Annotated in this window: 12 protein-coding genes; 7 read left to right on the top strand and 5 right to left on the bottom strand. The window is 37.6% G+C overall.

Features of this window, described 5'->3' with window-relative positions:
• Positions 1–90: 90 nt before the first annotated feature.
• The 3 genes from uxuA to EWU22_RS01440 are packed head-to-tail and all read left to right on the top strand — an operon-like array spanning position 91 to position 3,328.
• Positions 91–1,272 carry a mannonate dehydratase gene (gene uxuA / locus EWU22_RS01450; protein ID WP_231962577.1) on the top strand — a complete coding sequence of 394 codons (1,182 nt, stop codon included), beginning with the start codon at positions 91–93 and terminating at the stop codon, positions 1,270–1,272.
• A gap of 14 nt (positions 1,273–1,286) precedes the next feature.
• The gene (locus EWU22_RS01445) at positions 1,287–2,045 is read left to right on the top strand and encodes an SDR family NAD(P)-dependent oxidoreductase (RefSeq protein ID WP_130924112.1); all 759 of its coding nucleotides are present in this window, start codon (positions 1,287–1,289) and stop codon (positions 2,043–2,045) included.
• On the top strand, positions 2,045–3,328 hold the full coding sequence (locus EWU22_RS01440; protein WP_130924111.1) for an MFS transporter: 1,284 nt from the start codon (positions 2,045–2,047) through the stop codon (positions 3,326–3,328). Before EWU22_RS01445 ends, EWU22_RS01440 begins: the two co-directional genes overlap by 1 nt.
• Here EWU22_RS01440 and EWU22_RS01435 read toward each other — a convergent pair whose 3' ends face one another.
• Both EWU22_RS01435 and EWU22_RS01430 read right to left on the bottom strand, forming a co-directional pair.
• Positions 3,329–4,171 carry a VOC family protein gene (locus EWU22_RS01435; protein ID WP_130924110.1) on the bottom strand — a complete coding sequence of 281 codons (843 nt, stop codon included), beginning with the start codon at positions 4,169–4,171 and terminating at the stop codon, positions 3,329–3,331.
• A gap of 62 nt (positions 4,172–4,233) precedes the next feature.
• Positions 4,234–4,725, bottom strand: coding sequence for a hypothetical protein (locus EWU22_RS01430; RefSeq protein ID WP_130924109.1), 492 nt, complete (start codon positions 4,723–4,725; stop codon positions 4,234–4,236).
• Between the two features lie 186 nt (positions 4,726–4,911).
• On the opposite strand from EWU22_RS01430, the gene mgtA reads away from it, so the two are divergent.
• Positions 4,912–7,431: a magnesium-translocating P-type ATPase gene (mgtA, locus tag EWU22_RS01425; protein WP_130924108.1), complete on the top strand. Its 2,520-nt coding sequence runs from the start codon at positions 4,912–4,914 to the stop codon at positions 7,429–7,431.
• 84 nt (positions 7,432–7,515) lie between these two features.
• On the top strand, positions 7,516–9,927 hold the full coding sequence (locus tag EWU22_RS01420) for a TonB-dependent receptor domain-containing protein (protein ID WP_130924107.1): 2,412 nt from the start codon (positions 7,516–7,518) through the stop codon (positions 9,925–9,927).
• A gap of 88 nt (positions 9,928–10,015) precedes the next feature.
• Here EWU22_RS01420 and EWU22_RS01415 read toward each other — a convergent pair whose 3' ends face one another.
• From EWU22_RS01415 to EWU22_RS01405, 3 genes are all read right to left on the bottom strand, one after another.
• Positions 10,016–11,551: a phosphatase PAP2 family protein gene (locus tag EWU22_RS01415; RefSeq protein ID WP_130924106.1), complete on the bottom strand. Its 1,536-nt coding sequence runs from the start codon at positions 11,549–11,551 to the stop codon at positions 10,016–10,018.
• Between the two features lie 13 nt (positions 11,552–11,564).
• On the bottom strand, positions 11,565–12,452 hold the full coding sequence (locus EWU22_RS01410) for a hypothetical protein (RefSeq protein ID WP_130924105.1): 888 nt from the start codon (positions 12,450–12,452) through the stop codon (positions 11,565–11,567).
• 73 nt (positions 12,453–12,525) lie between these two features.
• The gene (locus tag EWU22_RS01405) at positions 12,526–13,050 is read right to left on the bottom strand and encodes a hypothetical protein (protein ID WP_130924104.1); all 525 of its coding nucleotides are present in this window, start codon (positions 13,048–13,050) and stop codon (positions 12,526–12,528) included.
• Between the two features lie 155 nt (positions 13,051–13,205).
• Here EWU22_RS01405 and EWU22_RS01400 point away from each other — a divergent pair, with 155 nt between their 5' ends.
• Both EWU22_RS01400 and EWU22_RS01395 read left to right on the top strand, forming a co-directional pair.
• A complete protein-coding gene (locus EWU22_RS01400; protein ID WP_109325464.1) occupies positions 13,206–13,538 on the top strand; it encodes an ArsR/SmtB family transcription factor in 333 nt (110 codons plus the stop codon).
• Between the two features lie 52 nt (positions 13,539–13,590).
• Complete coding sequence (locus tag EWU22_RS01395) at positions 13,591–14,436, top strand: arsenite methyltransferase (protein WP_130924103.1); 846 nt, start codon at positions 13,591–13,593, stop codon at positions 14,434–14,436.
• Positions 14,437–14,438 lie beyond the last annotated feature (2 nt).

The raw sequence follows: 14,438 nt of genomic DNA, 5'->3' as shown, positions 1-14,438 counted from the left end.
AGCATATTTTATGTTTGAAAAATATATTTATATGCCATCAGTATAATTTGACAATTATTGACTTTTTACAAGAAATAACCTCATTGAATCATGCTACATACCATGCGCTGGTTTGGGCCTCATGACCCAGTTTCATTAATGGATATTCGACAGGCTGGATGCTCAGGCGTGGTTACAGCTTTGCATCAAATTGCCGTAGGAGATGTTTGGTCAAAAGAAGCGATTCAAGAACGGATTGATCTCATTGAGCAGGGAAACCACCAATATACAGCCCTTCATTGGTCTGTAGTGGAGAGTTTGCCAGTACATGAAGCAATCAAAAAAGCCTTACCTGAGCGAGAGCAGTACCTGGAAAACTACCGTATTTCCTTGTCGAATTTGGCAGCTAAAGGGATAAAAACGGTTTGCTATAATTTTATGCCCGTGCTGGATTGGTCGAGAACAAAACTTGATTTTGAGATGCCTGATGGGGCTAAAGCTCTCCGTTTTGTTTGGACAGATTTTGCCATTTTTGATTTATTTATTCTGAAAAGACCGAAGGCCGAATTGGACTATTCAAAAGCTGTACAAGAAGCGGCAAAATTGAAATTTGAAGGCATGACGATTCCCGAAAAGGAAGAATTACAAAATACAGTATTATTAGGTTTACCGGGATCAGAAGAGGCATTTCATTTAGAAAACTTTCAAAGCTTACTAGATCAATACCAAGAGATTGGGCCAGATAAACTAAGGGAAAACTTGCATTATTTTATTCAACAAGTGGCACCTTTAGCCCAAGAATTGGGGATTAATTTGTGTATTCATCCTGATGACCCCCCTTTCCCATTACTAGGTTTACCTAGGGTTGTAAGTACGGAAAACGACTTAGCTAGCTTAATGGAAGCTTCTCCTGTTCGTGCAAATGGCATCACATTTTGTACAGGTTCTTTAGGTGTTAGACCCGATAATAATTTACCTTCTATGATCCGAAGGTTTGCCGATCGAATACATTTTATACATCTTAGAACCACTAAAAGAGAACAAGATGAAACTTTAGTTTTTCATGAAGCCCCACATTTGGCTGGAGATGTACCTATGTTTGAAGTCATCAAAGCTATTCATGAAGAGGAAGTAAAACGAGGAGGAGAGCAAATTCCCATGCGACCAGATCATGGGCATCAAATGTTAGATGATTTACACAAAAAAACCTATCCTGGATATTCGGCCATTGGTCGTTTGAGAGGTTTAGCAGAAATACGAGGAATGGAATTGGCCATTTCTAGAATGAATTAAAGAATTATTAAAAGATGGAGAACAAATTTTCATTGGCGGGTAGAGTAGCCTTAATCACGGGCGGAGGAACGGGTATCGGATTTGATATGGCAAAATGTATGTTGGCCAGTGGAGCCAATGTCATCATAACAGGTAGAAGAGAAGCGGTACTTCAAGAGGCGGTCAATAGCTTAGGAGCTGGAGCCTTTTATTTTGTACATGATATGGCGGATGTTAGTGCCACGCCAAGTTTGGTGGCTGATATCATTCAATCACATGGTAAAATTGATATTCTGGTGAACAATGCCGGAATCAATATGAAACGTCCAGCGATTGAGGTTTCCAACGATGATTTTGCGCAAATTATTCAAGTTAATTTGAACGCCGTTTTTGTGTTAAGTCGAGAAGTAGGCAAGCATATGTTGGAAAGAAAATCAGGATCCATCATCATGATTTCATCCATGGCGGCGTATTATGGAATAGATCGAGTGGCAGCTTATGCTTCATCGAAATCAGGTTTGTACGGTTTAGTTAGGGTATTAGCTTCTGAATGGTCGGCCCATGGGGTACGAGTAAATGCTATTGCTCCAGGGTTTATAGAAACAGCCATGAGTAAAACAGCCATGAATTCAGATCCTGATCGTAAACATAAGGCTATGGATAGGACGCCAATGGGCTATTTTGGTAAACCAGAAGATGTAGCATGGACGGCCGTATTTTTAGCCTCAGATGCTGCTGGATATATTACAGGTGTTTCAATTCCCGTCGATGGGGGTAATTCAATCGGATTCTAATGAAAGAAAAAGTAGGAAATTTTCGCTGGGTGGTGGTGGCCTTATTGTTTTTTGCAACCACCATTAATTACTTGGATCGTCAAGTGATAGGATTACTAAAGCCCACTTTAGAAAAGGAGCTAAATTGGTCAGAAACGGATTATAGTTTCATTGTCATGTGTTTTACGGCTTCTTATGCTATTGGCTTACTATTTTTTGGTAAGATCATTGACCAAATTGGCTCTAAATTAGGCTATACCATTTCTATTATTATTTGGTCTATTGCAGCCATGTTCCATGCCTTGGCTAAAACCTCATTTGGTTTTGGTGCTGCCAGGTCGGTATTAGGATTGGGAGAGGCAGGTAATTTTCCGGCGGCTATTAAAGCCGTTGCCGAATGGTTTCCTAAAAAAGAAAGAGCCTTTGCTACGGGTATATTTAATTCTGGGGCTAATATTGGAGCGATGGTGGCTCCAATTATGGTTCCTTGGTTATTAGGAGCTTATGGTTGGCAAGAAGCATTTTTAATTACGGGAGCCATTGGATTTATTTGGCTTATTTTTTGGTGGATATTTTATGAAATTCCTAGTAAAAAGAAAGGGATTAATCAGGCCGAATTAGATTACATTCAGGAAGATGACCATGAAGACAATACACCCATTGCTTGGAGTAAATTGTTCACCATTCCTCAAACTTGGGTGTTTATCGTAGGCAAATTTTTCACGGATCCTATTTGGTGGTTTTTCCTTTTTTGGTTGCCTTCTTATTTTTCATCAACGTTTTCTTTAGATCTCAAAAAACCGAGCATACATTTAGCTGTTTTGTTCACTTGTACCTCGATAGGGAGTATTGGAGGAGGTTATATTCCTGGCTGGTTAATGCGCAAAGGTTGGCCTGTTTATAAGGCTCGTAAAACAGCCATGTTGTTTTTTGCCTTATTAGCTTTACCCATCATTTCGGCGCGTTGGGCTACGGATATTTGGCAAGCTGTCATTTTAATTAGTATTGCTGCTTCTGCGCATCAGGCTTGGTCTGCCAATATTTTTACTTCGGTCTCGGATATGTTTCCTAAAAATGCAATCAGTTCGGTGGTAGGAATTGGTGGTTTGGCAGGTTCTTTGGGCGGGGTTATTTTTCCATATTTTATTGGAGTCATTTTGGACACGTATAAGGCCAATGATAATTTGTCTGGAGGCTATAATTTGATTTTCTTGATTTGTGGTTCGGCTTATTTATTAGCTTGGTTGCTCATTCATTTTATATCACCCAAAATGTCGCCAGTAGCTAAACCACCGAAGGAATAATTAGCCATTTAAAGCATTTTCAAGGGCATTTATGTCAATTTTACCCATGCTCATGAACACGTTCATGAATGTGGGATTATTGAAATTACGCATTAATTGCCCCATATTTTCAGGAATAATTTGCCAAGAAACGCCGAATGGGTCTTTGATCCAACCACATTTACTAGGACTCCCACCATCTCGAATGAAGCTATCCCAATAGAAATCTATTTCATCCTGATTCTGGCAAGTTATGACAAATGAAATAGCATCATTGAAGATGAATTGATGCATATATGAGCTTTCAAAAGCAATAAAGTGTTGATCATTTAATAGAAACTGGGCGTGTTGAATATTCCCTTCTTTATCGACACTTCCTTCCTTATATCGATCTAGTAAATTGATCTGAGAATGAGGGATTAAATGGGTATAATATTGTATAGCTTGTTCGGCTTTACCATTATTTTGTTGGGTAAATAATAATGCAGGAATGATTTTTTCAGGTAGGGGAAGTTGGATCATTAATTGCCAACTGATTCCATTTTTATCTTCACACCAACCGTAGAGGCTACTCCACGGATAGGTATTTAATTCCATTAAAACTTTCCCATCTTTTGATAAGTCGGCCCATTTCTTTTCTAAAGCTTCATTGGACTGAAAAATGAGGAAAAAAGAAATGGAAGGATTAAAAGTTACGTGATTGGCGCCACCTAAAAAGATAAAATCTCGGCCATTCAAACGAACAGAACTGACCATGGGATTTTCAGATTTCACCTCAAAATCTTCAAAAATCGATTGATAAAATTCCCTAGCTTCTTTGGCGGTTTGATTAAACCATAAGCAAGTCTGAATGGAGCTACGCATAAATTCCGTGTTTAATTTGACACTGGAATTTTACGAAAATTTATTCAGAAATGCATGATTTATTAAAAGGCAATACCTAGTTGAACAGTTAAATTAACTGATATCGGTCGATCATTTCCAAATCGAACAGGGATAGGGATTGCCAGATAATAATTGCTGAATTTATTTCTTTTCAACACTTTATTAAAAACCGGTGTTAGGCCATATCGACCGCTTGTTTCAAATGCAGCACGTCCAGCAAAGGTGTAACCTTTACCCAACCGATACAAAATGCCGGGATGAAAGGTGACATTATTTACTTTGTGACTACCATTCTCACTTCGAATGGCAGGGATTACTTCAAATGAAAATCCAACTTTTTCTGTTTTCCAAATATTGAGAGCTATTGGGAAGCCAACAGAATAAGAGTTGCCAAAATTCCCAGTAGTGCTACCATCTGAAATCGTGATAATGGAATGAGCTATGCCCATATGTCCAGCTAATTTTGGGAATGATTCTTGAGCCCAAATGGGGCTTGATAATAATAAAAGAGTAAGGTAAAAAAGATGTTTCATAATACAGGATATAAAATCTATGGTTCATATAGACTAACAAATTTAGTAAATGAATTTGAATTAACCATAGGAGTAATTTATCATGTTAGGACAAACATCTTTTATTCATAAAGTAGAGTATATTGTGTTTTATGATAGTTCATGTATTATTTTTCATCATCTACTAGCGGAATTAAATCATATAGAATGAAAAATGAAGTAGACTTACGCTCATTTTGGAGTATTGACCCAGCTATTTGTTTGCAAGAATTAGCCAGTTCTAATGAAGGATTATCGTCCAGTCAAGCCAAAAGGATTTATCAAGAGAGCTTAAAAACAAAAAGGAAAATACATCCTTGGGAACAGGATGTTCGCTTGTTTCTGACTCAATTTAAAAGCCCCTTAATGCTTTTACTGCTTGGAGCCGTCTGTTTTTCGGCTTTTTTGGGAGATACATCTGACGTAATTATTATATTATTTATTGTTATCTCTACGGGTTTATTAAGTTTTTTTCAGGAACGAAACGCAGAAAGGGTTGTAGCCAAACTTCAGTCATTGATTTCGAATACATGTCAGGTTATTCGAGATAATTCAGTTCAAGTAATTAAAAGTGAACAGTTAGTGCCAGGAGATATTATCCTTTTTAAGGCGGGAGATATAATTCCGGGAGATTGTATTTTATTGGAATCAAATGAGTTATATACCAATGAGGCTAGTTTAACAGGAGAATCATTTCCTGTTTATAAGTCGACCGAATTGAGCCCAGCAAACTCTTCTTTGGCACAAAGGAAAAATGCTTTATGGGAAGGTTCTAACGTTGTATCTGGAACGGCAAAAGCTTTGGTCATTTACACGGGTGAGGATACTGTATTTGGGAGCATAGTAAAAAGTAGTAATGATAAGGTGGAAACCAGTTTTGAAAAGGGGATAAAGGATTTTGGATTTTTATTAATGAAAATCACGTTAATTCTCTCTTTTTTCATCTTAGTTGTCAATTTGTTTAATCATAAAAATGTTCTCGAATCAGCATTATTTGCATTGGCTTTATCCGTAGGAATGGCTCCCGAATTATTACCTGCTATTACTACCATTGCGATGAGTGCTGGAGCCAAGCGTTTATTAGAAAAGAAGGTCATTGTTAAAAAACTGTCTTCTATTCAGAATTTGGGGGAGGTTAATTTGTTGTGTACCGATAAGACAGGCACTATTACGGAGGGAGCTATTGTCGTAGAAAGTATTGTTGACTTTTCGAATAAGGAAAGTGAATATGCCAAAAGCTTAGCCTTTTGGAATGCATCCCTAGAAGCGGGTTATTCGAATCCTATTGATGAGGCCATTAAGTTGCAACCCGGAATGTCGGGTAAATTACCCAAAAAATTAGGAGAGATACCTTATGATTTTATTAGAAAGAGGTTATCTATTGCCTTGGAAGGAGAAGAAAGTTTATTGGTGACCAAGGGAGCTTTTGCACAAATTATTCAAATATGTACTCGGGTTCGAGGAAATAATGGAGAGATTTTTCCCATTGAAACATATCAAGAGGCTATTCAAAATCAATATGAACAATTTGGGATAGAGGGAATGCGCGTAATAGCGGTTTGTTACAAGAAATGGGAGAGTCAAATGCTTGATAAGTCAGCTGAAAATGAAATGGTATTTGCTGGGTTTATCTTATTAAAAGATCCTATCAAATCAGGAATATTGGAAGCAATAGATGCATTGAAGCAACTGCATGTAGGAATTAAAATTATTACTGGAGATAACCGTCATGTGGCACATGCCATTGCGCTTAAAATGGGTATAGTAAATCCCATAGTTATTACGGGAGAAGATTTAATTCAAATGAGTTCTGCGGCCTTGGATATACAAGTGAAACGGGCCCATATTTTTGCGGAGGTTGAACCACAGCAAAAAGAAAGAATAATTCTGGCTTTAAGGCATTCATATACGGTGGCTTATATGGGAGATGGCATCAATGATGTTTCAGCTATTAGCGTAGCAGATGTGGGAATTTCTGTGGAAAATGCAGTGGATATTACTAAATCAGCGGCGGATTTTGTTTTATTAGAAAAGGATTTGTCTGTTTTGATAGATGGAATTAAAGAAGGAAGGAAAACCTTTGCGAATACCTTGAAGTATATTTATATCAATACGGGGTCTACTTTCGGAAATATGTTTTCAGTAGCTTTTGCATCTTTACTATTACCCTTTTTACCCATGCTGCCTAAGCAAATATTGATGACTAATTTTATAACAGATTTTCCTTATTTGTCCATTGCGTCTGACAATGTGGATGAAGAACAATTAGCTTGGCCAGGGAAGTGGAATTTAAAATTCATTAGCAGGTACATGATAATTTTTGGTTTGCATAGTTCGCTGTTTGATATCATGACTTTCTTACTCTTATATTATGTTGTTAAAGCTAAAGAAGCTACTTTTCAGACGAGCTGGTTCATTGAATCCATTTTGACTGAATTATTTATCTTATTCATTATTAGAACACATAAGAATTTCTTTAAAAGTAAACCAGGTAAATACTTATTAATTCTAAGTGTATTTGGCTTATTGATAACTCTAGGGTTACCCTATTCTTACTTGGGAGTAGAATTTGGTTTAGTACCGATTTCTATGCTTCAATTAGGGTTGATGCTGGCCATTGTTTTTGCCTATATTCTGACAGCAGATATACTAAAAGTTTGGTTTTTTAGGCAACAAAGGAATAGATGAGTGGGCTCATTGGTCTACTAATCCCCAATTATATTTGTAAGTGAATATATTCAGGCTAACTTGAAAAAGTTTTCCTAAGATAAGATGCCTAATAAATCTGCCTACCTGTTTTTATTGTTTTGCTGTATTGTTTTTTCTGTTAAATCTCAAGTTTCCCAAGTTACTCTGTCCGGAGTACTTAAAGATCAAGGAAATGGAAGTGCCGTCGTTTATAGTAATGTCCTATTAAAAAAGGCTAAAGACAGTACTTTTGTTCAAGGAACCATTAGTGATGCAAATGGCAGGTTTCGTTTGAACAACATCAAACCAGGCACTTATTATCTTCAGATAAGTATGGTGGGTTATCAGCTGAAAAAGCAAAATTTATTTGTTGGGAGTTTGACAGAATTCCTTGATTTGGCTACGATTGACCTTGTTCCTGATCAGCAGCAATTGCAAGAGGTAACGGTTAGTGCTAAGCGTGATGAGATTGAGAACAAGCTGGATAAAAAAAGTTATTCGGTAGAAACGATAAGTTCCCAGACTGGTGGCTCTGTTTTACAAGTCATGCAAAGTTTGCCTGGAGTAACAGTACAAGATGGGAAATTGAATTTGAGAGGTAGTTCTCAAGTGGCAGTTTTAGTAGATGGTAAACAAACGGCGCTTACGGGTTTTGGTACTCAATCGGGCTTGGATAATATTCCATCCTCCGCTATAGAAAAAATTGAAATTATTAATAACCCTTCTGCCAAGTATGACGCTAATGGTAATGCGGGAATCATCAATATTATATTCAAGAAAACAAAGCAAGAAGGCTTTAATGGGAAGATAGGCCTAAGTGCAGGACTAGGAGCTTTGGGAATTAAAAGAGAAAATTTGCCTAGTATTCGTCCTCAGTTTCAAGCAACTCCCAAGCTTAATCCATCGCTTTCTCTTAATTATAGAAAGAAAAACCTGAATGCCTTTTTACAGGCGGATTTTAATCATACACCTACACTAAATAAAAATGAATTTGTGACAAGGACCTATGATTCTGGCGAAGTTATTCAACAACAAACCAAGAGGAATAGGAGAACCAATATTGGTACATTCATGGGTGGGATTGACTGGAAAATGAATGATCAAAATTCGTGGAGTTCATCCATTTTGTTTAGCAGTGAAAAAATATTAGATGATGGAGATGAACCATTTTTTAATCAAAATCTGACAGAGAGAAGGAGGTTGTGGCAGTTTTTGGAGGATGAATTAAAGACAACAGTAACTTCGATGAATAATTTTCAGCATCGATTTGAGCAACCAGGTCATCTAATCAATGTGGGCTTAAATTATACCTGGCATCAAGAGGATGAAAAGTATTTTTTTACTAATATTTATCCAACTTATACCGGTTTAGACGCTTTTAAATTAATGTCAGATGAGCATGTGATAGATTTGAATGTAGATTATGTAAAGCCTTTAAAATGGGGAAGAGTAGAGGCTGGATTAAAGTACCGTTATCGTTTTATCCCAACGAGCATGTTATTTATCCCTGGGTTAAATTCCCCACTTGATGTGACTGCAGGTGGTTGGGCGGATTACAAGGAGACCATCCCAGCCATTTATAGTAATTATATCTTTGAAAATGAGAAATATGAAGTGGAGGCGGGTTTGAGGATGGAATACGTTACGGTCAAATATGACATCGACCCCAACCATAATACCTATAAAAGTGATGGCTATCAGTACGTGCAACCATTCCCCAATGTTCGTTTAGGATATAAACTTAATGAGAACAATAAATTATCCTTTTTCTTTAGTCGACGAGTAGACAGGCCAGCTGAATTGGATATACGTGTATTCCCAAAATATGATGATGCAGAAATTGTAAAGGTGGGAAATCCTGCATTGAAACCGCAGTTCACTAATACCATGGAAATAGCTTATAAATCAAGTATCAATAGAGGCTATTTATATACAGCTATTTATCAACGATTAGCGGATGCCACAATAACTCGTATAGCAACTACCGTTCCTGGAAATACCTTGATTTATCATATCATGCAGAATGCAGGAAAAAGTTCTAATTTGGGGCTTGAAATCGTTTTATCTCAAGAACTTTCGAAAGCATTTTCTTTTAACCTTAATTTGAATGCGTATCAAAATCGGATAAATTCCTTTTCTGTATTTAATCAATATCCCATACCAACTACCTATACATCTGAGCCTGATGAAATTATTTCTGGAAGTGCTAAATGGATTGGATTTATCCACTTACCAAAACAGTGGAATATGCAGTTGTCAGCTATTTATTTGGCACCAGACCTTATTCCACAAGGTAGAATTGGCCAACGATTTAGTTTGGATGTAGGAATAAAGAAAGCTCAAAAAAATGGAAGAGGGGAGTATTTTATAAATGCCAGTGATTTATTGAATACCATGGTGATACATAAAGATATATTGGCCAAAGGATTCCGAATGTCATCGAATGATTATTATGAAACTCAGGTTATTCGAGCTGGATATCAATTGAAATTTTAGAATAAAACAAAAATAGCCGACTGATCATGTCAGTCGACTATTAAAAATTACCCCTTAATTATATTTTTATAGGCGGATTGAATTAATGTTAGAGAGCACCATCTTGGCTAGCTCTTTTGACAGCATATTGTCCTATCACTTTTCCGTGTTTTAAACCCATAGAGCAATCAATTCTCCAATGGATTAATCCATAAACTCTCGAATCAGAAGCTTGCTGGGCATAGGAATTAAATGTGCTGGCTTTTTCTGGAAAGAAGGCTGATAAAACCTCGGCACCTGCTGCAGAAAAAGTAGAGTGCCCCGAGGTATAACTGGGAAAGTTGGGTAATCCAACCGATGTTTTTAGGCCATATTGTTGTGGACGTGGGCTGTAATAATAAAATTTAGTATCCCAGCACCCAATTCCTGCATCCATTTCAGCCGTCCCTAAATAGGCAAGCATTCTAGCCATACGAACTTCACTATATTTGGCTTCAAAACCAGCATTGGCGCCATAACGATGCCAGTGTCCTGGAGGAGTGTAAGTTCCAGGTCCATCTGCCCAGAAATTAGCTATAGCAGCTTGTTCACGGGTTTGATTTTTATCAATGGTTTGAAGCTCTTCAAAATCTTTCTTAAACTCAGCTGAACCTTCAATGTATGGAATAGCTGGGCGTATAGCTTCCATCGTAGCTCGATCAAAATTCCATGTTTTTACATTTCCAAAAGTAGGAAGCATGGGTGGTCTAGCTGGACTCTCTTGGCTTGTCCAAACGGTGGTAAAACCAAGAGATTTAGAACGGGCAATCATATCAGGAGTGGCAGCTTGATTGTTAGCAGCTCCCATACCATCAGCTCTAGCTCTAACCATTACTTTTGCCGCAACAGCTCCGCCAAGACTTACACCTGCATTGAGATCAGAGCTGACATTCATCCCAGCCCAAAGTCGCGCATTTTTGCACTCTTCTAATTTAGATTTTAGAAAAGGTCCTTCACCAGGAAACATGGCTAATAAAATGACATAACTAGCTTGGCCAACTACCGCATCTTCTGATGGATAAGAAGGTAAAGTGTTAACGGGTAGTAAGGGTTTTATCGCTTTATCTACCACACCCGGCGACTGGCGGTTGTATTGGTATTTATATTTCCAAGCACTTACTAGGGCATCAAACTGAGCCACACTTAAATAGGCTAGCGCTCTTGAAGCGTATGGAGGATTGGCAAATGGGAATTTAGGGTCAGCCAAAGGGTTTGTAGCATCTGGGACAGGATATTTTCCCTCTGCATTTGCCGCTGGGGCTGAATTATAGCGAGCGGCCAATTCTCGGGCAATTTCGTTCCAGCGATACACTGCACCTGCACCCCAGTAAGCAACAATTTGTCTCTGTTCATTGGTTAGATTGGGGGCAACGATATTTTTAAGGGAATCAATTTCCTTCAAGTAATTAGGGTCGTTGGATGCAGCAGGAGCAGCTATGCTTACTTCCGTTGGGGAACTTAAAACAAATGTTTTCCAATTTCCTGCATTCTCATCGATATTGGTTGGTACATACGGAGAGAGTAATGCTTCAGATGCTGTTTTTTCACAGGATTGAAGAAAACTGAAGCAAACGAGGGTAATAAAATAGTATATATATTTTTTCATGATGTTCGAATGATTATTTAACCTTAAATAGGTACAATAAACCAACAGTTACGTTAGTACTTTGTCCCGCATTTTGCCCGTCTAGGACATAGGATACTTTGGCACTTATTCCAAGTGATTTAGGCTGATATTTAGCGTATGCTCCTACAGCAGTCATGGTCATGTCATTTGTAAGAAATGGCATGGAATTACGACGAATATTGTCTCCTCCCACACAAGAAAAGTGCTCGGCGAAAACCTCTACTTGATTTTCTTTTCTTAGATAACCCATACGAAACATGGCATCAAAGGCATTGGGAACGGCCACCGTGCTTGTGTTATATAGTCTTTCTCCATTTAAAAAAGAATCTCGATCTACGTTAACGTTGCTTCTTAGAATATATGAGCCTGTTGCGCTGATGAATAAGTTGGAAGGTAAGTTATAATGTAAAATGGCTCTAGCACTGAATGTTTTAGCCCCAATTCCAATGGACATAGGCATGAATTCAGTGACATAATTACTCATCGGTGTGCTAACTCCAAGTGTAGCATGTCCATGTAATTGTTTGTAGTCAAATACTTGTGCTTTTAACCAAAGACTGACATCTTGAAGGCCTTGCTGACCCATTAAATTTCCTTTGCTAGCTTGGGTTTTTACGTAAGGGACCATCACTAAGGCATTTATTTTCTTTGTGATACCATAAGCAATCATGGCTCCTAAAGATTCGGTGCTTAGTTTCCCGATATTTGGATTATCTCTTTTTAGGGTGTTTTCCCAATAATTTGTCCATGAGGAATTCCCGTACATCAAGGCTCCACAGGCAATATTTTTATTCATGTAAACTTGATCATGTGGCAGTTGTGCCATGATCGTATTCATACTCAAGATTGAGATGAATACACACAGTAAAGTATGTTTCATTATGCTTAATTAAATTGAAATACAACAAACAGGAAAGAAGGGGATTTCTTTCAAGCTATTTTTTCAGAAATAATTAAGCTTGCCGGGGAGGTGAAAATAAGGCATCCTGGAATGAGGATGTCTTTAATAAAGAATGATTCTGTGTTGCGATGTGTTCAGTAGGCCATTCTAAGATATAGAATACCCATGCGCCACCAGATTGACAATATTCTTTGACAAGTGTCTGAATTAATTTAGTTTTTGAAGGAGCCTTGTCAGGTTGATCATTTAAATGTTCATTGACTAAATCAGCTAAATCCAAAAATTGATCACGGGCGTTTTTATCATTGACTACGCGTGTATACAAGGTATCGTTTTCTATCTTTTGGTCTAACATTTGATAGAACTCATCACCTTGTTGCAATGATCCTGATACTTCTTGTGGGATCTCCCGATTGCTTGGATAGGGCAAGGAGATAGGGATTTTTACCATGTAAGAATCGCTGCTGGACTCATTACTTACAAATTCGGTATCTGAATTAGCCACATAACGTAAAGCAAATCCACCTGCCTGATAGAGGAGGACAAACAATAACAATATGGAGGCTAGCCTTTTCATGAATTCGCAAAACTAGCATAAACTTGCATAATTCCAACTATTTATTGGGATTTTGTACTATTGAATATGCAGCAGGTCAATTTTTTTCAACAAAACGAAAGAAATGGGTCCAATATTTTTTTATTTCAAAGGTTTATCGTAATATTACGATTGATATGGGAGCAAGTAAAATTATTGATTATACCGAAGAGCAGATTTTAGTAGCAAAATATGCTAAAGCTTTATCGCATCCAGCACGTATGGCCATCATGCAGCTATTGTTGACAAAACAATCTTGCATATGTGGTGATATTGTAGATGAATTGCCAATTTCTCAGTCGACCGTTTCTCAACATTTGAAAGAATTGAAAGAAGCGGGTTTGATTCGAGGGCAAATTGATGGTGTATCTATTTGTTATTGTATCAATGAGTCTGAATGGGCCAAATTAACAGAATTGCTAGGTCATTTTTTTGAAAAGCGACATGTGAAAACAAGTAGCTGTTGCTAATTTTTTTGTTTAAATCCATCGTAAAATTACGATTAATCCAAATCAATATACCATGAAAACAGAGCAAGAATTAAAGGAAATTGTGAAACAAAAATATGGCGAGATTGCCATGCAAGGAAAAGAAGAAAATATGGCTTCTTGTTGTGGAGCTGGCGGTTGTTCTACTGAAGTGTATAATATTATGTCGGAAGACTATAGTACACTAGAAGGATATAATGCTGATGCTGATTTAGGTTTAGGCTGTGGATTGCCAACGCAATTTGCTAAAATGAAAGAAGGGGATGTTGTAGTGGATTTGGGTAGTGGTGCGGGAAATGATTGTTTCATTGCGCGACATGAAGTAGGAGAATCGGGTAAGGTGATAGGAGTAGACTTTACTCCACAAATGATTGAAAGAGCACGTATCAATGCCGAGATTAGGGGATTTAATAATGTGGAATTTCGTCAGGGAGATATAGAAAACATGCCAATTTCAGCCAATGTTGCAGATGTAATCGTCAGCAATTGTGTATTGAATTTGGTACCTAATAAAGCGGGAGTGTTTCAAGATATTTTTAGGGTATTAAAACCAGGAGGACATTTCAGTATATCGGATGTGGTACTTATTGGTGAATTACCATCAGGACTTCAAAAAGATGCAGAAATGTATGCCGGTTGTGTGGCAGGAGCTATTCAGAAGGATGATTATTTGCAATTAATTCAGACTAGTGGATTTGTGAATGTGCAAATTCAAAAGGAAAAGCCTATCGTCATTCCGAATGATATTTTGAGCCATTATTTGAGTACTCAAGAGATTGAGGAATTCAAATCGGGTAAAACTGGGATATTTTCTATTTCGGTTTTTGCTCAAAAACCAAGTGAAGAGAATGCCTGTAAGCCGGGTTCAGGTTGTTGCTAATA

The organism is Aquirufa nivalisilvae (assembly GCF_004307455.1).
Taxonomy (GTDB): domain Bacteria; phylum Bacteroidota; class Bacteroidia; order Cytophagales; family Spirosomataceae; genus Aquirufa; species Aquirufa nivalisilvae.
This window is presented reverse-complemented; position numbering and strand designations above follow the sequence as displayed.

What these genes read in the sequence shown, in the direction of transcription:
- uxuA (WP_231962577.1), top strand. Translation starts at nt 91, where the DNA reads ATGCTACATACCATGCGCTGGTTTGGGCCTCATGACCCAGTTTCATTA.
- EWU22_RS01445 (WP_130924112.1), top strand. Translation starts at nt 1,287, where the DNA reads ATGGAGAACAAATTTTCATTGGCGGGTAGAGTAGCCTTAATCACGGGC.
- EWU22_RS01440 (WP_130924111.1), top strand. Translation starts at nt 2,045, where the DNA reads ATGAAAGAAAAAGTAGGAAATTTTCGCTGGGTGGTGGTGGCCTTATTG.
- EWU22_RS01435 (WP_130924110.1), bottom strand. Translation starts at nt 4,171, where the DNA reads ATGCGTAGCTCCATTCAGACTTGCTTATGGTTTAATCAAACCGCCAAA.
- EWU22_RS01430 (WP_130924109.1), bottom strand. Translation starts at nt 4,725, where the DNA reads ATGAAACATCTTTTTTACCTTACTCTTTTATTATTATCAAGCCCCATT.
- mgtA (WP_130924108.1), top strand. Translation starts at nt 4,912, where the DNA reads ATGAAAAATGAAGTAGACTTACGCTCATTTTGGAGTATTGACCCAGCT.
- EWU22_RS01420 (WP_130924107.1), top strand. Translation starts at nt 7,516, where the DNA reads ATGCCTAATAAATCTGCCTACCTGTTTTTATTGTTTTGCTGTATTGTT.
- EWU22_RS01415 (WP_130924106.1), bottom strand. Translation starts at nt 11,551, where the DNA reads ATGAAAAAATATATATACTATTTTATTACCCTCGTTTGCTTCAGTTTT.
- EWU22_RS01410 (WP_130924105.1), bottom strand. Translation starts at nt 12,452, where the DNA reads ATGAAACATACTTTACTGTGTGTATTCATCTCAATCTTGAGTATGAAT.
- EWU22_RS01405 (WP_130924104.1), bottom strand. Translation starts at nt 13,050, where the DNA reads ATGAAAAGGCTAGCCTCCATATTGTTATTGTTTGTCCTCCTCTATCAG.
- EWU22_RS01400 (WP_109325464.1), top strand. Translation starts at nt 13,206, where the DNA reads ATGGGAGCAAGTAAAATTATTGATTATACCGAAGAGCAGATTTTAGTA.
- EWU22_RS01395 (WP_130924103.1), top strand. Translation starts at nt 13,591, where the DNA reads ATGAAAACAGAGCAAGAATTAAAGGAAATTGTGAAACAAAAATATGGC.